This window comes from Methylophilus sp., from assembly GCF_052437885.1.
Taxonomy (GTDB): domain Bacteria; phylum Pseudomonadota; class Gammaproteobacteria; order Burkholderiales; family Methylophilaceae; genus Methylophilus.
On the sequence record NZ_JBQVPB010000003.1, the window covers coordinates 262385 to 282606 of the forward strand.

The following is a 20222-nucleotide window of genomic DNA, read 5'->3' on the forward strand; positions in this document are numbered from 1 at the left end:
TATTATTTTATGCCGTCCATTTTTTGTCTGATTTCTTCATAAGTCGGTTGCGTGTATACCAAGTGAGAGAGTGCACTCTTGTGATGCATGGCTTTTTGCATTTCAACTGGATCAAGGCCTAATAATTTTGCGCGATACCCATAAGCGTGCCTATGTCCATGTTCTGTAGTGCCATGGGATTTTTTAAGTTTGAGTCCGATTTTATTTATGGCAATTTCATATTTTCTTTGGAAGTTTTTTAAAGTCTCCGGGTCACCATTCAATTGAGTAAATGCAAAAGGGTGAGGTTTGCTTTTTGGAGGCTCAACTCTCTGATACTTCAAATAGCTTGCCCATATTCCTAGAAATCTCTCAGCCATTGCTGGCGGGCAAAATACAATTTCAAAATAGCCACTTTTACTTGTTAGTAGTGGTTCTTTCCAACCTGAGAACAATCTTTCTGTATTCCTATATTTGGTGCGACTAGTGTAGGTGGTTGTAGCTTCCAAATATTCCATTCTATTTTTATAGGTTGAGGTCGGGGACTCTCCAATCTCAGGATGGTATACCCGAATCATCGCTTCGTTTTTACGAATTGGGTGCAAAGTGATGTCGCCAACATAAAGGTGAAATAACTCACTTTTGCGTATTCCGCCAAAACTCATTAAAAAAATCATTGCTTGAAGTTGGAAGTCAGTTGTTCCATCTTTCCGTAGACAGCCAACCGTCAGTAAATTTTCTAAATGCTCATCTGGAAATCTAATTACGGGTTCTATATCGATGTATTGACTTTCAAATGTCTGAATCAGTCTTATCTGTTTATTCGCATGTTTTGCGTCATGACTTGAGGAAAGGTGATTTAAAAAAACATTTGCTTGTTTGTGATAATAGGCACACCAGTTAAGCCTCTCTTCATAAGAAGTCGCTTTTTTAAATGGATTGCTACGTGATTTCTCATGTCCTTCTTGAGCTGCTAGAAAGTCTGTATATTGAGTAATGTGCCCGAGTAGGCTGTTTGCATCAGCAGTTTTTCTTGGGCGCCAAAATAACCCAGTTTTATCGAACATATCCTTGTAGTCGATTGTGCCGGTAACAAGGCTTAGAGTGAAAGCTTTTAAGAGTTCTGTGGTTTTCTCAAAACTGTTATTTGCATTTATAAATTCAATTAGCAATCGTAATGCGAAAATCGAGCGCTCTCGCCAGGACTCACTTTTATTCGAGTTCCAGCTTAAATATCTTAGATGGCTAATGATGATTCCGGATTCAGTAATTAGAGCTGGAAATTTAAATTTTTGACCGCACTCACAATCCACATAATTGACATGAATTTTTGTAACAAAAGGCATAATAAATTTTATTTAGTAATCGGCTTTTTCATTGATAGACGATTCATCCTATCATTAGAAATTGGTAAATCAACACTCAAAAAGTATATTTCTTATAGGGGTTATAATATATCTATGGCAAAAAACGCTTGCGCCAGATCGATAGCCGCATCCGTTTTCTCACCAAGCGCATGGAGTCAGCCGAGATCGTCTATAGCCGCACGCAAACCAATACAGAAAAAGTTTTTTTTGGTGCCTGGGTGACCTTGTTCAACCTTGAGGATGACAGTGAGATTGTTATCCGCATCGTCGGCCAGGATGAACTGGACCCTACGCAAGGCTATATCTCGTGGGTGGCACCTATGGCGAAAGCTTTATTGGGCAAGAATCTAGGTGATGCGGTGCGTGTGGTCACCCCGGCGGCTGAAACCGAATACGAAATCACAGATATCCGTTATGAATAAGGATATCCGTTATGAATAAGCGCCTGACGGCACGACTTTTGAACTAAAATAAGCCTGGTACCTCTATACTGTCGCTATGAAACAACGTCTTTGCATTTTCCTGATCTGCTGGTTGCCATGCCTGGGCATGGCTGCTAACGTCATGTCCATGCAAATGATGCTGTCGCAGTTGCAGCCGCTAGCGGCGCATGCGCATGTGTCTGCCAGTGAGATGCCTTGCCACCAGCATGCAACAAACGCTGCTGAAAAGGCCAGCGAAACCGGCACGCCGCAGCCACATCACTGTGATGTATGCGGGTTCTGCGCCATCAGCGGCGGTGTAGCGCATTTTCATGCCTTGCCGCATATACCACTGATAGCTTCAGGTTCGGCTGCGCCATTATTCCTGGCCGCGCCTGTACACTCACTATCCTACCCCCCCGCCATTAAACCACCCATATCCAGCTAGCAGGCAGGACAGATCCGTCTGTTGATCTGTCCCCCATGTAGATCACGCTTTGCTTTAAAGCGTTTTTGACCAGTTGCATATGGAGGGTTTATGTATAAGCAATACACGATTGCACCTTTGTGCGTTTTCTCAGCGGGTTTCTTGTTTTTAAGCCAGTTAGCGTTGCCAGCCCAGGCGGCGGCACTGATGGGCTTTGAAGACAGCGCCATGCTCATGACCGAGATCGGTCGCTATAACCAGGAATGGATGTTGAACTACTCGCCCGCACTTGGGCATGCCATAGGCGTGGAGCAGATGCGCATGTCGGGTAAAGGCGAGCGGGCGACCACCATCACTGGTGTCAATTACACCGGGTTGATCAAACGCTGGAACCTGCCAGCCGCGCAAGCCAATATCTGGTTTAACGGCAGCGTAGGTGAGGCCAGAGGCCAGCACGATGGCTTTGCCTACACTCCCAGCCTGCAGTTTGATATGGAATCGACCCGGCTGTATTTTCTGGCCAAGGCGCGCATGGTCAGGGCGCCGGGCATGAACTATGACACAGCGGCGGTGCAGGCCGGTTTCTCGTTTTATGAGACCGGGTTTGACCAGACCCAACCGTGGTTCGTCATCGAAGCCAAAACCATGCGCAATAACGACCCTGGCCTGCAGCTCACGCCTGCATTACGCCTGATCAACAAAAACTATTTTCTCGAATTCGGTGTGACCAATCCATGGCAGGGAGAAGGCTTTGCGCCGCGCCTGAATGCCATGTTTGTGTTTTAACCAGTTAATTTTAAAAGGATATGACTATGAAAAAAATTCTGATCGCCCTGATGTTATCTGCCATGGCTACTCCCGCTTTTGCGGTGACCACTATCAAAGCCGAAGTCAATGGCATGGTGTGCGCGTTTTGCGCCAAAGGCATAGAGAAAAAGCTCAAGGCATTGCCGGAAGGGCAGGGCGCCTTTGTTGATTTAAAAAGCCGCGTGGTGGCCTTGCAATTGAAAGACGGCAAGGATGTCTCTGATGAAAGCTTTAACAAGGTGATTCAGGACGCCGGCTACTCCGTCAGCAAAATAGAGCGCGTGAGCCTGAGCCTGGCCGAAATACAAGCGCAGGTGGCGAATGCGGCAAAAGCAGGCGGCAAGTGATGGCTACCGGCATAGATAGTCTGCAGGCGTCCAGGCGGCTCAATCTGCTGTCACTATTCACCAGCGGCTCGACCTTGATCTGTTGCGCATTGCCCGCGACGCTGGTGGCGATCGGTTCAGTGGCGACGCTGACCAGTTTGATCAGCCAGTTTCCACAGCTGATCTGGATCAGCGAGCATAAACCACTGGTGTTCGGGCTGGCCGCTGCCATGTTGCTGCTGGCTGGCTGGCTGCAATGGCGGGCCCGCTCACTGCCATGCCCGGCTGACCCGGCATTAGCCGCCTTATGCACAAAAACACGCAGGCAAAGTTTGTGGGTCTACCTGTTTTCGCTGGCTTTATTCGTGATAGGCACGTTGTTCGCGTTTGTGGCGCCACTGCTGCTCGACTAGCGTTAAAGCGCCTGGTATCAGCATTTACTAAAACAAAAAAGCCGACCTCAGGTCGGCTTTTTTGTGAGCTGCAAGTTTTAGTGCGGCGTTGCCGGGTCGGGCTCGGCAACAAAGATCTCTACCCGGCGGTTTTTTGCACGGTTAGCGGCATTGTCATTCGCGGCAACCGGCTCATGCGAGCCACGACCATCTATGGTGATACGGCTGGTGGCAATGCCGCGCTCGGTCAGGTACTTGCGCGCACTGGCCGCACGGTTCACGGATAATGGGTCATTCACTGCATCCGAGCCGCTATTGTCGGTATGACCAACAATGGTCACGCGTGCTGCCTGGTTAGTTTGCAAGCCTCTGGCGAATTTATCCAGGATAGGGCGGAAGTTGGGTTTGATATCTGACTTGCCGCTATCAAACGAAATGTCGCTGGGAATCTCCAGTTTAAGCTGGTTGTCGCTGGTTTTAGTCACCGCCACCCCGGTTCCTGCGGTGGCCTGCTCCATTTCCTGTCTTTGCGCTTCCATTTTTCTGGACCAGATATTGCCGGCAATGGCACCTGCGCCCGCACCTACAGCTGCGCCTATCGCCGCACCTTTACCGCCATTGGCCAGGGCACCGACCACGCCACCTGCCGCAGCACCTATACCGGCGCCTTTTGCAGTGCCTTTCTGGGTTTCAGTCATACTGGCGCAACCGGATAAAGCGATGGCAGCGCTCAACAGGGAAACAGTCACTATCTTATGCATTTTTCCTCCCGGGGAAAGTGTTTGTGATTTTGGTTGGTCCTGAATGCGCCAGCTAAGTTCAGTCAGCCGGCGCCTGCTGGCGAATTTTTTTTGCTGCCGTGAGTCAGATTTTTTAAATGCGTTTAAAAATTATATTGATTGCGAATAATAATGATTCGTATTTATAATGCATTGATAGAAGATAGCAATGCACACCATGCGTATCCATTTTCCGACATTTTAAAGGTCAGACATGCATTCCAGCTTACGAAAAAATGGTTCCAGGCCGGCAGCCAGCCTGGGCTGGCGGAATTTAGGTTGGCGCTCTGTCGCTTATGCCTTATCAGTGGTCGTAAGCCTGTTTTTACTGAATGAAGCCTGGCACTGGATCGCGGGGCAGCCGACCTTGCGTATCGCTTTGGCATCTGGCGCTATCGCTGCATTCGCCACTGCGCTGGGCGTCGTGCCCATGCTGGTCACGCGCGCGCCTGGTCGTCGCATACACGATACCCTGCTTGGTTTCGGTGCCGGTGTGATGCTGGCTGCCACCTGTTTCTCACTGATCATACCGGCGCTGGCATCCGCTCAGGAGCAGGGCCATGGCCCGTGGGGCGCTTCTATCATCACTGGCGGCGGGATACTGTTAGGTGCGGCCTGCCTGATGTTGCTGGAACGCACCTTGCCGCACCAGCATTTTTTTGGTGGTGCCGGCACAGAAAGTGCGCAACGTATACGCAGGCTATGGTTGTTCGTGTTTGCCATCGTGCTGCACAACATCCCTGAAGGCCTGGCTATCGGTGTGTCTGCTGCGGGCAATGACGCCGCACGCGCAGCTGCATTGGCCACCGGCATCGCCATCCAGGATGTGCCGGAAGGGCTGGTGGTCGCGCTCGCGCTGAGCAGTGTAGGCATGGGTAAATGGAAATCGGCGCTGCTGGGTGCTGCATCCGGCCTGGTCGAACCTGTCGCTGCCGTACTCGGCGCTGCGGTACTGATCTACAGCCAGCCCATGCTGCCATGGGGGCTGGCTTTTGCCGCAGGTGCGATGCTGTTCGTGGTCAGCCATGAGGTGATACCCGAATCACATAGACAGGGCCACGAACTGTTCGCCACCACCGGCCTGCTGGTCGGCTTTGTGCTGATGATGATACTGGACACCGCCCTGGCCTGAATCAGCCAGCAACATGATGAAACAGAACGATATCTGCCATGCATGGAAAGCACTGACACATGAAGGCAATGCGCATTTTCATGCCTGCGCTTATGTGCAGGCGCTGGCCTGTTATGAGCATGCACGCAGCATGCTGTTGCAGCACTTTGCAGACTGGGATACGCCTGACAATGCGGTAGCGGCACTGGTGGTCAGCTACCTCAACCTGGCCGATGCCCAGCAGCGCCTCGGACGCAGTGACGAAGCGGCTGACACACTGTGTATGGCTCACGAACGGCTGGTGATGTCCAGCCGCCATCCGGCCGCCGAGCCCGCGCTGCGTGAAGCGGCGTGCCGCCATCAACGCGAGACCTTTGCCGCACTGACCCAGTTCGCGCATACCCAGGGCCATGACTCACGCGTTTCACCGCTGGTCGAGGCCTGTCTTGCACGTACACAAGCACAGTCGCAGGTGACGCATGAGCCCGGCGCAACCGCAGCCGGTTCACGCCTGCATTGATTTTTACCCTCCACAAAAAAAGGAAATACCATGCCCCACAGCCTGCCGCCTCTCCCTTATGCCGTAAATGCGCTTGAACCGCATATCGATACGCAGACCATGGAGATACATCATCAGCGCCATCACCAGACCTATATCAATAACCTGAATACCGCATTGGCTGGCTCAGGCCTGGAAGAAGAACCGGTAGAGCAGTTGCTGCGCCGCTTTGATAGCCTGCCGGAAAAACTGCAGACTGCGGTGCGAAACCAGGGCGGTGGTCATGCCAATCACTCGCTGTTCTGGAGTGTGATGACGCCCGCGTTTGATGGCCAGCCCAGTGCCGGTTTGCTGGCGGTGATAGACCGCGACCTGGGTGGCCTGGATGCCTTAAAAACAGCATTCACCCAGGCGGCCATCAGCCGTTTTGGCAGTGGCTGGGCCTGGCTCAGCGTCAACCCGCAAGGCAAACTGCTGGTGGAAAGCAGCGGCAACCAGGATAGCCCGCTCATGCATGGCAACACCCCCATCCTGGGTCTGGATGTGTGGGAACACGCATACTATCTGCGCTACCAGAACAAACGCCCGGAATACATCGCGGCGTTTTATCATGTGATCAACTGGGCCGAAGTCGAACGCCGCTGGCTGGAGGCGAGCCAGGCTTGATCCAGCGCTGGTCTACACCAGCCATGTGATAGCAGCTGGCAGTCTATGCCAGTTGCTGCCGCCAGGGCTGGTGGTCATCCCACTGTCATGCAGCGCAGGCATCATGCCGCCACCGAGCAGGCTTTCTGTTGTTGCAGCGCAGACTGCGAAAGCATGATAAGCGACTGAAAATACATGATTTTTCGGCTATGAATCGAAGTTTGCATGCGTATAATCCCACTTTAAGCAAGTAATCAGGCAATCTGTGGTTGAATTATCTGTGCCGGATGACAGTCACTCATACAGTGACTCCTTCAGGCTGAACAGATTTCAGGCATTAAAAAGTACTCATGAATCCTCCCATCATTTTGGATATTGAAGCTTCAGGCTTTGGCGTAGGCAGCTACCCGATAGAGATCGGCTATGTAGACGCGGCCGGCGCCGTCTGGAGTGCGCAGGTACAGCCGCATGCAGAGTGGCTGCACTGGGATGACGAAGCGGAGAAACTGCATCAGCAATCACGCCAGGAGCTGGAGCAACACGGGCAGACTGCGCGCGCGATCGCCATCCACCTGAATAAGACATTCGCCGGGCAGACTGTGTATACCGATGGCTGGTACCAGGATTTTGTCTGGCTGCACAGCCTGTATGAAGCGGCTGGCATGAGCCCGGCTTTCAAGCTTGAAGATCTCAGCGTTTTGCTCAGCCCCGAGCAGAAAACGATGTGGCATGACACCAAGCAGGGCATACGCGATGCATACGGGCTACAACAGCACCGTGCAGCGATTGATGCCCAGGCCTTGCAACTGACCTGGTTAAAAACCAGTGAAATGGCGACTGCGTTCGCTGGTTGATTTCGTTAGCCAGATCTTCTGATTCAGTCCGCTGACTTAGTCTACAAGTCAGGCCGCCTACAAACTGGACTAACATACCAGCGGTTCAGGTACACTATTCCGCACTTTTCGCACCCTTGTTTAACCGCTTCATTTAAACCACACATGTCTGCTTCAAGTTCACCTAGAGCCCATTGGGATATATTCTGCCGCGTGGTCGATAATTTCGGCGATATCGGCGTCAGCTGGCGTTTGGCGTGCCAGCTGGCAGATGAGCATGCGATCAAGATCCGCTTGTGGGTGGATGATAGTGAACTGGCCAGCCGATTTTCTGGTGCAGGGCATGCATCCGTCACCTTGATGCCATGGACGGATGCCTCCAGTTTCTCGCATGCGGCAGAGGTGGTGATAGAGACCTTTAGCTGTGGCCTGCCGCAAGCCTATCAGCAGCTGATGTCGGTAGAAACAGTGTGGCTGAATATAGACTACTTATCCGCCGAAGACTGGGTGACCGGCTTTCATGGCAGACCCTCTCCGCAAGCCAATGGCTTGAATCGTTATTTCTTCTACCCCGGATTTAATGCGCAGACCGGCGGCTTGTTGCGTGAACAGTTTCTGCCGGCACTGGCTGAGCGAGCCGGGCGATCAGCAACGGCAGCCTGGCAGCATCTGGGTCTGGCTGCCATGCCGGAGGCGATCAATGTCTCATTGTTCTGCTACGCGCATGCCCCGGTGCCAGCCTTGCTGGCATGCCTGGCGGCTTCGCCGCAAGCGGTCAGGCTGATCGTGCCCGAAACGCTGGCACCGCTGGTCGCGCAGGCGCTGAGTCAGCAAGCGTTGGCGGCAGGGCAGACCATACAGCATGGACACTGCAGCATCACTGTGATCCCGTTTTTATCGCAGATAGACTATGACCTGTTACTGGCGCTGTGTGATCTGAACTTTGTGCGCGGTGAAGATAGCTGGATACGCGCGATCTGGGCGGCCAAACCCATGGTCTGGTTGCCTTACCAGCAAGCGGAGAACACCCACCTGCAAAAACTGGCAGCCTTTTTGCAACACTATCAGGCAGCAGCCAATGATGAGCTAAAAGCGGTACTGCGCTGGCTGATGCAGGCCTGGGCGGCAGGTGAGTGGTCCGCTGCGCACTGGCAGGGTTTTATGACGCACAGGCAAGGGCTGTTGCAGCATGCGCGCCACTATGCGAACCAGTTATCGCAGCAGCCAGACCTGGCCACTAAGGTGGTGATTTTTATTGAGAAATTGCGCGCAAATCGGGTATAATGCGCCGCTTTATTATCCACAAATTCTATTTAAAGGCTCTAGTATGAAAATCGCTCAGGACTTACGCGTAGGCAACGTGATCATGATTGGTAATGATCCTATGGTTGTTGTGAAAGCCGAATACAACAAATCCGGCCGTAACTCAGCGGTCGTGAAGATGAAAATGAAAAACCTGTTGACTGAAGCACCAAGCGAAAACGTGTATGCCGCTCAGGACAAGTTCGACGTGATCGTACTGGAAAAGAAAGAAGTGACTTTCTCTTACTTTGCCGATCCAACCTACGTGTTTATGGATGCCGATTACAACCAATATGACGTGGATGCAGAATTCATGGAAGATGCGCTGCCATACCTGGAAGATGGCATGCCCTGTGAAGTGCGTTTCTACGAAGGCAAAGCGATCTCTATCGAACTGCCAACCACAGTGGTACGTGAGATCACTTACACTGAGCCAGCTGTTAAAGGCGACACCTCAGGTAAAGTGATGAAGCCAGCGAAGATCGCTTCCGGTTTTGAGATCCCGGTCCCATTGTTCGTCAGCCAGGGCGACAAGATCGAGATCGATACCCGCACTGGTGAATACCGTAACCGTGTGATGAAATAATCGCAACGCTGACCAGCATTAAAGAAACCCCGGGCATGCCCGGGGTTTTTTATTGTGCAGCACTTTTTATTGTGCAGCTCAATTTGTTGCGCAGCTCAATGTGAATAAAGGCGTGTTTAGGGAAATGTTGGGCAGATTATCAGGAATGATTCACTGTCTGGAATGATTTTTTTCACTGACAATCGGTGACAGCTTTACACCATCTCACTTTCAGGAGGGTTGCAATGCGTCATCAGCAAGTCAGTACCAAGCGTGTCATTGTCATGTGTCTGTTGAGCCTGGTCGGGCTCACTGTGTGTTCAATGCCTGCGGCTGAGACAGACGCGCGCTCGCTCAAGCATCCCCTGGTCGGTTACTGGGAGTCTAAAGTCGCCGGCAGCAGTTGCCTGGAATCCTACTGGTTCAAGGAAGATGGCACGGCGGTGTTTACCAGTGGCGATGAACAGCTGGAAGCGCGCTACGAGGTCACGCCAAACCCGGATGGACAGGGATTCTTCAAACTCACACACCGCGTCACCCTGAGCAATAAAGGGCTGGACTGTACCCGGCAAACCTCAGAGATCAATACCGAGCAAACCAGTTATGTGCTTTTTCAGCCGGATGGGCGCAGTTTTATCTCCTGCGACAATGATGAACCGTCACTTGAAGCCTGCTTTGGCCCGGTTGAATTAAAGAATAACGCCAGCAGAAACCTGCCCTGAGCGTTAAGCGCTTTAGTCTTATGTGGCAATCAAGACTGGTTTTGATCAGGCACATGATGCCTGTGCTGGTGGCCTGTCTGGGCCTGGGCTTAGGCCATTCTACGCAGGCCCTTATTCATGGGCTGACCTTTCCCGGCATGGCCATTTCCACCGTCAAGCTGAGCATACAGCATGCCCATTATCTGCAGTCAGTTGAAAAGTGGGAGTACTACGATTCTATCTGCAGCGCAGCCATCGTCGGCCGCAAGCCGCTGACACTGCTCACTGCCGCGCATTGCCTGAAAGAGGTGAGGGTGACCGGCCCCACCGATCTGCCCATGCTCTCCATCGCGCAGCCTGAACTGCTGGGCATAGAGGACATCAGCCTCAAGCAGGCCTTTTACCGCCCGTTCGAAAAGGTATCTGAAGACCTGACCCAGGATGTGGCGGTGCTGGTGTTTGAGGCAAAAGTATTGAGCCCTATCCAGCCCTTGCGCATCCGTCTGGATGATAGATTGCCTGAGACCATCATGATTTGCGGCTACGGGCGTGGCTATGGTGAAACAGACACCAGGCACCCGCGTTGCGGCGAGCGTAAGCCGGTGCACGATCTGTCTGACTTCTATCAGGTATTGCCCAAAGCCTACCGCGAGATGGATGAGATGCTGCATTTGCAGGCGCAGACCCAATTCGCCTATACCCAGGAATTAGTGCATGCCGAAAAAGCATTGCTGGCAGTGAACCGGCTGAATGAGATGGACCAGTATGATCACACCATCGCCATGCCTACCGTAGGCGATTCTGGCGGTCCATGGCTGGTGCTCAATGCGCGCGGTGAATATGAGTTGCTGGGCATCACCAGTCTGGTCGAGCGCTTTTATAACCCAAGCCCGCACTGGCCTTTCTTTCAGAAGCAGGTACCTCTGTCTGAATACCCTTATGTCGCATATGGCTTGCGCTTGAGCCATCCTGAAGTGCTGGGCTTTTTACAGTACGCGCAACATAGCGGTGCCGATATACAATTTACTTCGGCACCATTGTTTCCTTATAGCTCGCGCTGATGTTTCCCTATAGCCGCCAGCGCTGATCGTCAGGCGCGCCGGGCCGGCTGTAAAGTTCAAGCGTTGAGTTTGCTATCGACCTGTTTCTCTGCCGCCAGCCAGTGATCAGAACTGGGGCCGTGGAAACCATGTTTCTCGGCGATGTAATATGCCGCGACTTCTATCATCTGCAGGCGATTGGCGCTGGTGACGATAGCAGGGGAACTGTTTTTCTTGCTGGTGCTGGTCTTGGTGGCGCTGGTCTTGCTGGCAGTCTTTTTGGCGGCTGGTTTGGCAGTCACCGCTTTGCTTGCCGCGGCTTTTTTGGCGACAGGTTTTTTACTGCCGTTGTCAGTGGTTTTGCTGGTGGCCATCATATCTCCTTGATCTAGAGTGAAAAAAGTGTGAGGCTTGTGACCTCATGTGAATCATCTTATTAAAATGTAACACTTGCCGTCAAGCCGTTAAAGGTGCTGACTCTGAATTTAATCACTAGTTCGCCGCTTTATTCGGGAATATTTCCTTTTCAAGCCCGGCTATTTATGATGTAGTGCATGCGCACCCGCAATTAAAGGATATCCATGTATAAAAAGGCCCTGACGTCACTCACCATCCTGTTCTTCATGATGGGCTTCATCACCTGTCTCAATGATATTCTGGTGCCATACCTGAAAGCCATTTTTTCACTTAGCTACAGCCAGGCGGCGCTGGTGCAGTTCTGTTTTTTTGCCGCTTACGGGCTGACCTCCATCCCCTTCAGCAAACTGATAGAACGTGTCGGCTACCAGAAGGGCATGGTGATAGGCTTTACTTTAGCGGCATTGGGCTGCCTGCTGTTTTACCCGGCGGTGGTGTTGCATACCTACCCGCTGTTCCTCGCCGCGTTGTTCGTGCTGGCATCTGGCATAGTGTTGTTGCAAGTTGCGGCTAATCCCTGTGTGTCTGTCATAGGCCCAAAGGAGACCGCTTCTTCACGCCTGACCATGGCCCAGGCATTCAACTCACTGGGCACTTTTATCGCCCCTTTGTTTGGCGCCTACTTCATCCTGTCTGCGCTGACAAACTCCACACATGCTGAAGGAGTGGTCTACCCTTATTTCTTTATTGCAGCGGTGTTGATCATCATCGCGCTGGTGCTCTCGCGCATAGACCTGACTGGAATGGACACTGGCGAAGCAGACGACACTGGCTGGTTGCAGGTATTAAAAGAAAAAGGCTTGTTGCTGGGTGTGATAGGCATATTCGCCTATGTAGGCGCCGAAGTCGCCATCGGCAGCTTTCTGGTCAATTACGTGATGGACATCAGCCAGGTGACAGAGACCCAGGCAGCGCCGCTGGTGGCTTTTTACTGGGGTGGCGCCATGGTGGGCCGCTTTCTCGGTATCTTCACCCTGAAAGCGTTTGCACCTGCCAGAGTGCTGATGGCGCATGCATTACTTGCCGTGATCCTGATCCTGATCTCCATGCAGAGCACCGGCACGCTGGCGATAGGCAGTATGGTGTTGGTCGGGCTGTGTAATTCCATCATGTTCCCCACCATTTTTACCCTGGGTATCAAAGGGCTGAAAGCAGGGCAGGAGAAGAAAGCTTCAGGCTTGCTGGCAACAGCGATCCTGGGTGGCGCGATCGTGCCGTTATTGACAGGCTTGCTGGCCGACAGGCTGGGGCTGCATCATGCATTTATTCTGCCTGTGATTTGTTATGTATATATTGCCTGGTTGGGTTTTAGAAACTTAACAAAACTCAGTGATTGATCTGCTGTTTTAACCAGGCTCGGGTGAGGTACGCGGCCGTCTTCTGCCGCCATACAATCTGCCACGCCAGCCGCGGACAGTGATCCAGCCTATGCCCAGTAACAGCAGTATGGATAATGTAAAGCTGGTGATAGTCTCAGACGCGCTGCAGTGTTGATATTGCACACATGTTTCTGAGATAAAGATGGCAGAGCAAACGCTGAGGATAAAACCATACAGAAACCCGTATGCTGCGATGATTAAAAGCCTGCGCCATACTGCAGGGTAAGTGTAGGGATCATTTTTGGCTAGCCGTTCAGTCAGCACGTCGTAGCTGGCTAGTCCTGCCGGATTCTTGTTGATGACGATTGAATACGCGACCAGGTCATGTATCGCCTGGTGTTTGGTGGTGGTAAGCACGAAAAAAAACGAGAACCAGCCGAATAGCGTTTTGACAATGAATCGGGCAGTGGCGGCAACAATATTGATCCTGCTCACGCCATCCATACGCGTCACGCGTATGCCCATCACATGATGGCCTATGCTACCGCCAGTGACTGTCACCAGGACGGGATCTAAAATCAGGATAGGCAACACGATCAACATCAGCTTGGCGATGGCGGATGAAACGCCTATCGCATTACCGACCCATAAGCTGATGACGATCGCGACTATCGTTAATACCCAGTCGATCAGAACAGCCCTTACTCTTTTTATCAGTCTAGGGTAAGTGATAGTAGCCATGGATGAATCCAGAGATGATTGTAATTATTAAACTGGCTAATTAAGCCGCATCATCCTGTCAGTATAGTACAAATGGCTAAGCCAGGCGGCATTAAGCCGAGGTGCCGCCCACGGTGAGGCCATCGATCTTCAGCGTAGGTTGTCCTACCCCTACTGGCACACTCTGGCCTTCTTTACCGCAGGTGCCGACACCGCTATCCAGTTGCATATCATTGCCTATCATGCTGACTTTGGTGAGCACATCGGGCCCGTTACCGATCAGGGTTGCACCTTTGACCGGGTAGGTGATCTTGCCATCTTCTATCATATAGGCTTCAGCGGCGCTGAATACGAATTTGCCGCTGGTGATGTCGACCTGGCCACCGCCAAAGTTGGCTGCATACAGGCCTTTTTTCACCGACTTGATGATCTCTTGCGGGTCTTTATCGCCGTTCAGCATATAGGTGTTGGTCATGCGTGGCATGGGGATATGCGCATAGCTCTCGCGGCGCGCGTTACCCGTCAGGCCCATGCCCATCAGTCGCGCATTCAGCGTATCCTGGATGTAGCCACGCAAGATACCGTCTTCTATCAGCACGGTATTTTGTGGCGCATTGCCTTCGTCGTCCATGGTCAGTGAGCCGCGGCGATCGGCGATGGTGCCATCATCGACAATGGTGATGCCTTTGGCGGCGACTTGCTGGCCTATCATATTGGAGAAAGCGGAGCTGCCTTTGCGGTTGAAATCACCTTCCAGGCCGTGGCCTATGGCTTCGTGCAACAAAATGCCTGGCCAGCCACTGCCTAACACCACCGTCATGCTGCCAGCCGGGGCAGGGCGCGCATCCAGGTTCACCAAGGCCTGGTGTACCGCTTTTTGTGCGTAGTCCTGCAACACCTCATCGGTGAAGTAGCTGTAATCAAAACGGCCACCACCACCACTGCTGCCTTGTTCCCTGCGGCCATTATGTTCGGCAATCACCTGTAATGACAGGCGTACCAGCGGACGTACATCGCCTGCCATCACGCCATCGCTGCGCGCGACCATCACTACTTCATATTCTGCTGCGATCGAGGCCATGACTTGTGTCACACGCGGGTCTTGCGCTTTGGCATAGCGCTCCAGTCTTTCCAGCAGCTTTACTTTGGCGTCAGCACTCAGGCTGGCGATAGGGTCTTGCGGCAGGTAGAGTGGGGCATGGCTGCGCGTGAGTATGCTGTGGCCGGTTTTTTCCTGCCCCAGACTGGCGATAGAGCGCGTGGCCTGGGCCGCTTGCTGCAAGGCATCCAGGTGTATGTCGTCTGAATAGGCGAACGCGGTTTTTTCACCGCTGACCGCACGCACGCCCACGCCCTGGTCGATATTGAAACTGCCGGATTTTACCTGGCCTTCTTCCAGCCCCCACGACTCGCTACGGCTGTACTGGAAATAGAGGTCAGCATAATCGATATTGTGCGTCATCATGCCAGACAGGACTTTGCTCAGGGCATCCTGGTCCAGGCCGGCAGGGCGGAGTAGCATGTCATTGGCAGTAGTGAGTAGCGTTTGCATAGTGGTCAACTTATTAATACGTCATTGTTTGAAGTGTTTTCATCAAAAGAGTGCCATCACGGCGCTCAGCATTTTCATGAAATAGCAGTAATGGTTTTGTGTTTCAGCGCCGGCAGGCTCTGGCGCAGGTTCTTGATATAGTTGCGGTTGATATTGGCAATGACAATGCCCGAGCCGCGTGGCAATCTGTCCAGCACCACACCCCAGGGGTCAACTATCATGCTGTTGCCGTGGGTCTCACGGCCAGAGAGGTGATAGCCACCTTGTGCCGAGGCGACCACATAACAGAGATTCTCAATGGCGCGTGCCCGCACCAGCGTTTCCCAGTGGGCTTTGCCAGTGGTTTCGGTGAACGCGGAAGGCACGACTATCATATCGACCTCACCCATGGCGCGGTAAAGTTCGGGAAAGCGCAAGTCATAGCAGATCGATAGCCCGATGCGGCCGTAAGGCGTATCGATCGCAACTACGCTGTCACCCGCTTCTATGGTGTTTTCTTCATGATAGTGCTCGGTGCCCATGTCCAGGCCGAACAGGTGGATCTTGTCATAACGGGCGACCTGCTCGCCTTTTTCGTTATAGACCAGGCAGCTGTTACGGATCTTTTTGGACTGACTGCTCTGCATGGGCACTGAGCCGGCAATGATCCATATTTTGAACGCTTTGGCAGTCTTGCTTAAAAAATGCTGGATAGGGCCATCATTGGGTTTTTCGCTGATAGCGACTTTGTCGGTATCTTTGAGGCCCATGATGCAAAAGTATTCTGGTAACACCACCAGTTTGGCACCGGCTTTCACTGCCATTTCAATCAGGCGTTTGGCTTCTACCAGGTTGGCTGCCACATTCGGGCTGGAAGCCATCTGAATGGCGGCCACTTTGACGATGTCGTCTTTTGCTGCGGATTTCAGTTTTTTTGTTTTATTGTCTGCCATGGCATGTTTTCCGTTGGAACTAGAAGAAATGTTTTTAACGTTATCCAGTGTGACATCACTGTATGCTTTTTAAGGGTTGAACAGGCTGCTTAACCGGCTCTGCTTTATCGATATCCACCTCTTGCGGATTATCCCAGGTGCCGGTGATCATATATTCGCTGGCGCTGATCTTGTTCAACGGGTCTTTTAGCAGTTTTTGTGCGACAAACGCGGCAACGCCTACAATAGGGCCACCAGCCAGTGCTGCCAGCGAAACCGAGTCACTGATATGCGGAGTGACTTTCACTTTCAGGCGCTGGGTCTCGGTTTTTAGATTGGTTTCGCCTTTCAGCCGTGCTTCTGCAGCCGGGCCGGTCATAAACAGGTCATCGCTATGCAAGATTCCATCACGGATATTGGCGGTGGAGGTGATCCTGTCAAAGGCGAAGCCCTGGCTGAACAGGTCGCGGAAATCCAGCGTCAGGCGGCGTGGCAGGCTTTGCAGGCTCAACAAACCAAGCAGGCGGCCCACGCCTGGCTGCACTTTGAGGATCTGGCCTTTTTCAAGCTGCATGCTGAAATTGCCATCCAGCCGCTCTACCGCGAACTGGTGCGGGCTGCCCGGCCAGCCTATCTGGCCTGCCATGGTGCCGGTGCCACCTTTGACCATCTCGCCGCCTGGCTGAAAACGCTGCAGGGTCTTGCCGAGGTTGTTAGAGCTTAAACTGAATTTCAGCGAAGTTTGCGGGTTGCGCACCGAGTTGCGCCAGGTGCCGTCCGCGGTCAGCTGGCTGTCGGCATTATCCAGGTTCATTTTCTGTATCACCCAGTTTTCGCCGCTGTTGTAAGCTTTGATATCCAGACTGCCCAGCTGTTTATCGCCAAACTGGAAGTCCTGCGCCGAGATCTCCACCTCGGGGTAGGTCATGTTCAGACGGCGCACTTCGCCTGCGCTGGCAGGCGTGTCGTCGGTATCCAGGCTGCGTGGGATACGCAGATAGCTCAATTTGGCGATCAGCTTGTTGTTGGGTTTAGCGGTGATCCAGTCTGCATCGCCTGCCAGTTCCTGGCTCTGGATGGACATTTTCAGGCGCTCCTGCTCAGGTGTGATACTCAGCTTGATCTGGTGCAGGTTGCGGTCAAACACTTGCAAGGTGCCGGCACTGAGGTCTATGCGGTTGAACGGGAGGTCGACCGGGCGCGCGGGCTCAGTGCCAGCGCCTGCGGTTTGGCCGGTGTAGGCTAGCCATTCGTCTACATTCAGTTTCTGGAAATCCGCGCGCAGGTTGATACCCTCACCAGCAGGCATGCGTGGCGGCGTATTGACCGAGATCTCGCCGGCGCTGACTTTCGGCTCTGGCCCGACGGTGCTGCGTAAAAGGTTGGCATGTAACCAGTCGTTATAGTGAATGGCGATCTTGTCTGACTGGTTGTTTTCCTGCCGCAGGCGTATGGTCAGGTTGGCCGGTGTTTCGACTGATTTTTTCATGGGTTCCGGCATATCTATGCCCATGCCTATCAATTGTGAGCGGATATCCAGGCGGATATTACCGCCTGGCTGGATCAGCAGGCTGCTTTTCCAGTCTGTGGTGCCATGCAATGCCTTGGTCAGCAGATTGCTATCCAGTTTTCTGAGTGCGCTATCGGTGATACGGCCGCTGCCCTGGATGAGCACGGATTTATCGCTCCTGGAAGTCAGGCTGACCGAGGCCGGGTTGTCAAACAGTGACAGCTGCACGCCCTGCGCCTGCAGGCCTTTTTCAGTAAACTTGAGGTGACCATTGATATTGGTCATTTCCGGCATGGAGATCTCGGGGTTGGCGGCGATGCGGCCATTCCTGATCGCATAATCGCCCTGAAACTGGCTGACATCCACGTCATTCAGCGGGATCTGCAACGCCAGTTTTAATTCAGCATCGCCTGCGGTTTTCAGGTAGTCGGTAAAGCCCATGGTCACCTGGCGTACCGGGCTGGTGTTGACGAATCTGACGCCTTGCTCGACCGTGCCGGTCACTGTGGCTTTCACATTCAGCATAGGCCAGTCTGCATCCAGTCTGGGGATCTCAACTTGTGCCTGCGTGATATGCTGGCCGACCGTGGTGCCGTTCTTTACGGCGATATCCATGCGCTTGCCTTCAAACTTGAGCAAAGCGTCCACGCCTTGAACCAGTGGCCAGCCAGTACCGTATTCCAGGCTGGCATGATCGATCTGGGCGGTGACCTTGAACAAACCTAGCGCCGGGTCAGCCTGATGGGCTGCATTCACAAACGGGAAATCCTTGATGCGGCCCTTGATGATCAGTTCACCACGGCGGATCTGGCCAGCCAGGATGGAAGTATCCAGCCAGTGCAAGGTCGATTCACCGAGGATCAGCGGGTAATAGAAAGGCGCGTGTTTGGCATCGCCGCGTTCGATCTGGGTCTGTAGCTGTATGCTGTCGCCGCCGGCAGCGCCCAGCTGGTATTCCATATTGGTGCGTAGCGCGAGATGCGGGTTAGACAGGTGCAGGTTGCGGGTGCTGATCAGGGTCTTTTTACCGTTGTTTTCCCAGCTTATACTGCCTTGCAGGCTGTCGATAGGCACCGGCCAGCGCAGCACGCCGGCCAGATCTATACTCGCCTTTTGTGTGTCCAGCTCTATGCTGCCTGCATTCGGGCGTATAGTCAGCCGGCCCGACCAGTTATCCAGCCCTGGAAACTGCTCATAAGCCCGTGTGTGTATGGCGTTGAGGTCGGCCGCCAGCGCGTAATCCTGCCATTTACCGTCACGGCTCAGCCAGCGAAACTTGATCTGGCTGAATTTGCCGCTGGGGGCGGTCTGTTCCAGCAACTGCGCGAAGTTGGATTGCTCGTTTGCTGCTTGTGCTGTTGCAGCCTCGGCAACTTGCGCCTGTGCGTCCGGCAAGCGCAGCGCTAGCCATTTGGCCAGTGCCTGCCCTTGTTCAAGTGCCAGTTTTTTTACCGTTAGCACACCTTCATGGCCTTGATTATCCCATTGCAACTCACCGTTGGCATCTTCAAGCTTTAAACCGGGCGCAATGTCGGCAGAAAAGTGTTTCAGGTGGATCATGTGGCGTTGCTCTACGCGCTGCCAACGCACTTCGCCACTGACCGCATTGGCTAAAAAGGTGTCGCTAGTGCTGGGCTGGGTGACAGAAACCGCCTTCAGATCTACCTGGGCTGCCAGGCGTTGCAGTTGCATGGCTTCAAAGGCAAAGGTGGTCGTCAGGCTGCCTTGCCCTTTATTCACCTGCATCGGCAGGTCTAACCAGGGGCTCCAGGCGGCCAGATCCATTTGCGGCAAGCGCAGGGATACTTCGCCGTGCCAGACTTCCGGTTTGGCCACATCGTGGCCTATTAGTACCGACTCCAGCGTGATGCGCTGCCGGGTGCCGGTAGATACCAGGCTATCCATATGCACGGTGTGGCGGTTGAGCAGCCGCTGCCAGACCGGGGTGAGTATCTCTATATTGAGGTCTTCAAGCAGTAATGGCGGCGCCTGGCGCTGTTCATCCACCCAGGTCACGGTGGCGTGCGTGATATTGATACGTCTTTGTGACAGCAACCAGTTGGAGAATGCCGGATTGCCCTTACCCGACATTGAAATGCCAGCCAGATAGAGCTCGCCATTCTCGGTGCGGCGTATGATCAGGTTAGGCGCATCTATGCGCAGGCTGGTCAATGAAGGCGCTAGCAGCACCACGCTGCTCCATGACAGCCGGGTCGTGACTTTGGATAATTCCAGCGCCGGACGGTGCTGCTGGTCAAATACGGTGACATTGCCCAGGGTCACATGCGGCGCAAAGCCACTCCAGCGTATGGCGATATGCGCGATCGTGACTTCCTGCTGCATAGACTGGCTTAATGTCTGGGCGATGCGGTCTTTGTAATCATCAATGTGTGGAAATACATAAAACTGGATCACACCGATAATGCCTGCCAGAACCACCAATACGACTATAGAGAGGGTGATTAGCCAGCGTTTGATTTTTTGCAGAGGCATGAGCAGGGAAAGGTCTTGAATGCAGGTGGTTTATCAACAGACTATTTTACTCGAAAACAGTTGCAGCACCGCAGCAGATGCTGGATTAACGGCGAGAATTATGCA

Annotated in this window: 20 protein-coding genes and 1 pseudogene; 14 read left to right on the forward strand and 7 right to left on the reverse strand. The window is 53.1% G+C overall.

Features of this window, described 5'->3' with window-relative positions:
* Window positions 1–2 precede the first annotated feature (2 nt).
* On the reverse strand, window positions 3–1325 hold the full coding sequence (gene gmtY / locus ACT6RZ_RS04505; RefSeq protein ID WP_444700994.1) for a gamma-mobile-trio recombinase GmtY: 1323 nt from the start codon (window positions 1323–1325) through the stop codon (window positions 3–5).
* A gap of 107 nt (window positions 1326–1432) precedes the next feature.
* Between gmtY and ACT6RZ_RS04510 the strand changes: the two are divergent.
* The 5 genes and pseudogenes from ACT6RZ_RS04510 to ACT6RZ_RS04530 form a co-directional block, all read left to right on the forward strand.
* Window positions 1433–1768: pseudogene (locus ACT6RZ_RS04510) on the forward strand (GreA/GreB family elongation factor); the annotation flags it as partial.
* A 76-nt stretch (window positions 1769–1844) separates the two neighbouring features.
* The gene (locus ACT6RZ_RS04515) at window positions 1845–2216 is read left to right on the forward strand and encodes a hypothetical protein (protein ID WP_444700995.1); all 372 of its coding nucleotides are present in this window, start codon (window positions 1845–1847) and stop codon (window positions 2214–2216) included.
* Between the two features lie 90 nt (window positions 2217–2306).
* Complete coding sequence (locus ACT6RZ_RS04520; RefSeq protein ID WP_444700996.1) at window positions 2307–2981, forward strand: hypothetical protein; 675 nt, start codon at window positions 2307–2309, stop codon at window positions 2979–2981.
* 26 nt (window positions 2982–3007) lie between these two features.
* Window positions 3008–3349, forward strand: coding sequence for a heavy-metal-associated domain-containing protein (locus ACT6RZ_RS04525; RefSeq protein ID WP_444700997.1), 342 nt, complete (start codon window positions 3008–3010; stop codon window positions 3347–3349).
* On the forward strand, window positions 3349–3741 hold the full coding sequence (locus tag ACT6RZ_RS04530) for a hypothetical protein (protein WP_444700998.1): 393 nt from the start codon (window positions 3349–3351) through the stop codon (window positions 3739–3741). Before ACT6RZ_RS04525 ends, ACT6RZ_RS04530 begins: the two co-directional genes overlap by 1 nt.
* Window positions 3742–3818: 77 nt before the next feature.
* Here the strand turns inward: ACT6RZ_RS04530 and ACT6RZ_RS04535 are convergent, their stop codons facing one another.
* Entirely contained in the window at window positions 3819–4481 is a 663-nt protein-coding gene (locus ACT6RZ_RS04535) for an OmpA family protein (protein WP_444700999.1), read from the reverse strand.
* A 232-nt stretch (window positions 4482–4713) separates the two neighbouring features.
* On the opposite strand from ACT6RZ_RS04535, the gene ACT6RZ_RS04540 reads away from it, so the two are divergent.
* The 8 genes from ACT6RZ_RS04540 to ACT6RZ_RS04575 all read left to right on the forward strand — a co-directional run bounded on the left by ACT6RZ_RS04540 (window position 4714) and on the right by ACT6RZ_RS04575 (window position 11216).
* The gene (locus ACT6RZ_RS04540; RefSeq protein WP_444701000.1) at window positions 4714–5631 is read left to right on the forward strand and encodes a ZIP family metal transporter; all 918 of its coding nucleotides are present in this window, start codon (window positions 4714–4716) and stop codon (window positions 5629–5631) included.
* Window positions 5632–5644: 13 nt separating this feature from the next.
* Complete coding sequence (locus tag ACT6RZ_RS04545) at window positions 5645–6130, forward strand: hypothetical protein (RefSeq protein ID WP_444701001.1); 486 nt, start codon at window positions 5645–5647, stop codon at window positions 6128–6130.
* Window positions 6131–6160: 30 nt separating this feature from the next.
* Window positions 6161–6775 (forward strand): superoxide dismutase, encoded by a 615-nt coding sequence (locus ACT6RZ_RS04550; RefSeq protein ID WP_444701002.1) that lies wholly within the window; start codon window positions 6161–6163, stop codon window positions 6773–6775.
* A 329-nt stretch (window positions 6776–7104) separates the two neighbouring features.
* Window positions 7105–7608 (forward strand): hypothetical protein, encoded by a 504-nt coding sequence (locus ACT6RZ_RS04555; RefSeq protein WP_444701003.1) that lies wholly within the window; start codon window positions 7105–7107, stop codon window positions 7606–7608.
* A gap of 144 nt (window positions 7609–7752) precedes the next feature.
* Window positions 7753–8871: an elongation factor P maturation arginine rhamnosyltransferase EarP gene (gene earP / locus ACT6RZ_RS04560; protein ID WP_444701004.1), complete on the forward strand. Its 1119-nt coding sequence runs from the start codon at window positions 7753–7755 to the stop codon at window positions 8869–8871.
* Between the two features lie 43 nt (window positions 8872–8914).
* Window positions 8915–9475 (forward strand): elongation factor P, encoded by a 561-nt coding sequence (efp, locus tag ACT6RZ_RS04565; protein WP_444701005.1) that lies wholly within the window; start codon window positions 8915–8917, stop codon window positions 9473–9475.
* Between the two features lie 224 nt (window positions 9476–9699).
* On the forward strand, window positions 9700–10176 hold the full coding sequence (locus ACT6RZ_RS04570) for a hypothetical protein (RefSeq protein WP_444701006.1): 477 nt from the start codon (window positions 9700–9702) through the stop codon (window positions 10174–10176).
* 20 nt (window positions 10177–10196) lie between these two features.
* Complete coding sequence (locus ACT6RZ_RS04575; protein ID WP_444701007.1) at window positions 10197–11216, forward strand: trypsin-like serine protease; 1020 nt, start codon at window positions 10197–10199, stop codon at window positions 11214–11216.
* Window positions 11217–11272: 56 nt separating this feature from the next.
* Here ACT6RZ_RS04575 and ACT6RZ_RS04580 read toward each other — a convergent pair whose 3' ends face one another.
* Entirely contained in the window at window positions 11273–11569 is a 297-nt protein-coding gene (locus tag ACT6RZ_RS04580) for a DUF2934 domain-containing protein (RefSeq protein ID WP_444701008.1), read from the reverse strand.
* A gap of 207 nt (window positions 11570–11776) precedes the next feature.
* Between ACT6RZ_RS04580 and ACT6RZ_RS04585 the strand changes: the two genes are divergently transcribed.
* Entirely contained in the window at window positions 11777–12949 is a 1173-nt protein-coding gene (locus ACT6RZ_RS04585) for a sugar MFS transporter (RefSeq protein WP_444701009.1), read from the forward strand.
* A gap of 9 nt (window positions 12950–12958) precedes the next feature.
* Here the strand turns inward: ACT6RZ_RS04585 and ACT6RZ_RS04590 are convergent, their stop codons facing one another.
* The 4 genes from ACT6RZ_RS04590 to ACT6RZ_RS04605 form a co-directional block, all read right to left on the reverse strand.
* Window positions 12959–13672 carry an RDD family protein gene (locus ACT6RZ_RS04590; protein WP_444701010.1) on the reverse strand — a complete coding sequence of 238 codons (714 nt, stop codon included), beginning with the start codon at window positions 13670–13672 and terminating at the stop codon, window positions 12959–12961.
* A 91-nt stretch (window positions 13673–13763) separates the two neighbouring features.
* Window positions 13764–15203 carry a metalloprotease TldD gene (gene tldD / locus ACT6RZ_RS04595; protein WP_444701011.1) on the reverse strand — a complete coding sequence of 480 codons (1440 nt, stop codon included), beginning with the start codon at window positions 15201–15203 and terminating at the stop codon, window positions 13764–13766.
* 74 nt (window positions 15204–15277) lie between these two features.
* Window positions 15278–16135 (reverse strand): carbon-nitrogen hydrolase family protein, encoded by an 858-nt coding sequence (locus ACT6RZ_RS04600; protein WP_444701012.1) that lies wholly within the window; start codon window positions 16133–16135, stop codon window positions 15278–15280.
* 55 nt (window positions 16136–16190) lie between these two features.
* Complete coding sequence (locus tag ACT6RZ_RS04605; RefSeq protein WP_444701013.1) at window positions 16191–20117, reverse strand: YhdP family protein; 3927 nt, start codon at window positions 20115–20117, stop codon at window positions 16191–16193.
* Between the last annotated feature and the right edge of the window lie 105 nt (window positions 20118–20222).

Bases quoted from the DNA above. Each gene is read 5' to 3' on its own strand.
- ACT6RZ_RS04575 (WP_444701007.1), top strand. From the start codon at position 10,197: ATGTGGCAATCAAGACTGGTTTTGATCAGGCACATGATGCCTGTGCTG.
- ACT6RZ_RS04545 (WP_444701001.1), top strand. From the start codon at position 5,645: ATGATGAAACAGAACGATATCTGCCATGCATGGAAAGCACTGACACAT.
- gmtY (WP_444700994.1), bottom strand. From the start codon at position 1,325: ATGCCTTTTGTTACAAAAATTCATGTCAATTATGTGGATTGTGAGTGC.
- efp (WP_444701005.1), top strand. From the start codon at position 8,915: ATGAAAATCGCTCAGGACTTACGCGTAGGCAACGTGATCATGATTGGT.
- ACT6RZ_RS04590 (WP_444701010.1), bottom strand. From the start codon at position 13,672: ATGGCTACTATCACTTACCCTAGACTGATAAAAAGAGTAAGGGCTGTT.
- ACT6RZ_RS04555 (WP_444701003.1), top strand. From the start codon at position 7,105: ATGAATCCTCCCATCATTTTGGATATTGAAGCTTCAGGCTTTGGCGTA.
- ACT6RZ_RS04520 (WP_444700996.1), top strand. From the start codon at position 2,307: ATGTATAAGCAATACACGATTGCACCTTTGTGCGTTTTCTCAGCGGGT.
- ACT6RZ_RS04525 (WP_444700997.1), top strand. From the start codon at position 3,008: ATGAAAAAAATTCTGATCGCCCTGATGTTATCTGCCATGGCTACTCCC.
- earP (WP_444701004.1), top strand. From the start codon at position 7,753: ATGTCTGCTTCAAGTTCACCTAGAGCCCATTGGGATATATTCTGCCGC.
- ACT6RZ_RS04550 (WP_444701002.1), top strand. From the start codon at position 6,161: ATGCCCCACAGCCTGCCGCCTCTCCCTTATGCCGTAAATGCGCTTGAA.
- ACT6RZ_RS04530 (WP_444700998.1), top strand. From the start codon at position 3,349: ATGGCTACCGGCATAGATAGTCTGCAGGCGTCCAGGCGGCTCAATCTG.
- ACT6RZ_RS04515 (WP_444700995.1), top strand. From the start codon at position 1,845: ATGAAACAACGTCTTTGCATTTTCCTGATCTGCTGGTTGCCATGCCTG.
- tldD (WP_444701011.1), bottom strand. From the start codon at position 15,203: ATGCAAACGCTACTCACTACTGCCAATGACATGCTACTCCGCCCTGCC.
- ACT6RZ_RS04570 (WP_444701006.1), top strand. From the start codon at position 9,700: ATGCGTCATCAGCAAGTCAGTACCAAGCGTGTCATTGTCATGTGTCTG.
- ACT6RZ_RS04600 (WP_444701012.1), bottom strand. From the start codon at position 16,135: ATGGCAGACAATAAAACAAAAAAACTGAAATCCGCAGCAAAAGACGAC.
- ACT6RZ_RS04535 (WP_444700999.1), bottom strand. From the start codon at position 4,481: ATGCATAAGATAGTGACTGTTTCCCTGTTGAGCGCTGCCATCGCTTTA.
- ACT6RZ_RS04585 (WP_444701009.1), top strand. From the start codon at position 11,777: ATGTATAAAAAGGCCCTGACGTCACTCACCATCCTGTTCTTCATGATG.
- ACT6RZ_RS04605 (WP_444701013.1), bottom strand. From the start codon at position 20,117: ATGCCTCTGCAAAAAATCAAACGCTGGCTAATCACCCTCTCTATAGTC.
- ACT6RZ_RS04580 (WP_444701008.1), bottom strand. From the start codon at position 11,569: ATGGCCACCAGCAAAACCACTGACAACGGCAGTAAAAAACCTGTCGCC.
- ACT6RZ_RS04540 (WP_444701000.1), top strand. From the start codon at position 4,714: ATGCATTCCAGCTTACGAAAAAATGGTTCCAGGCCGGCAGCCAGCCTG.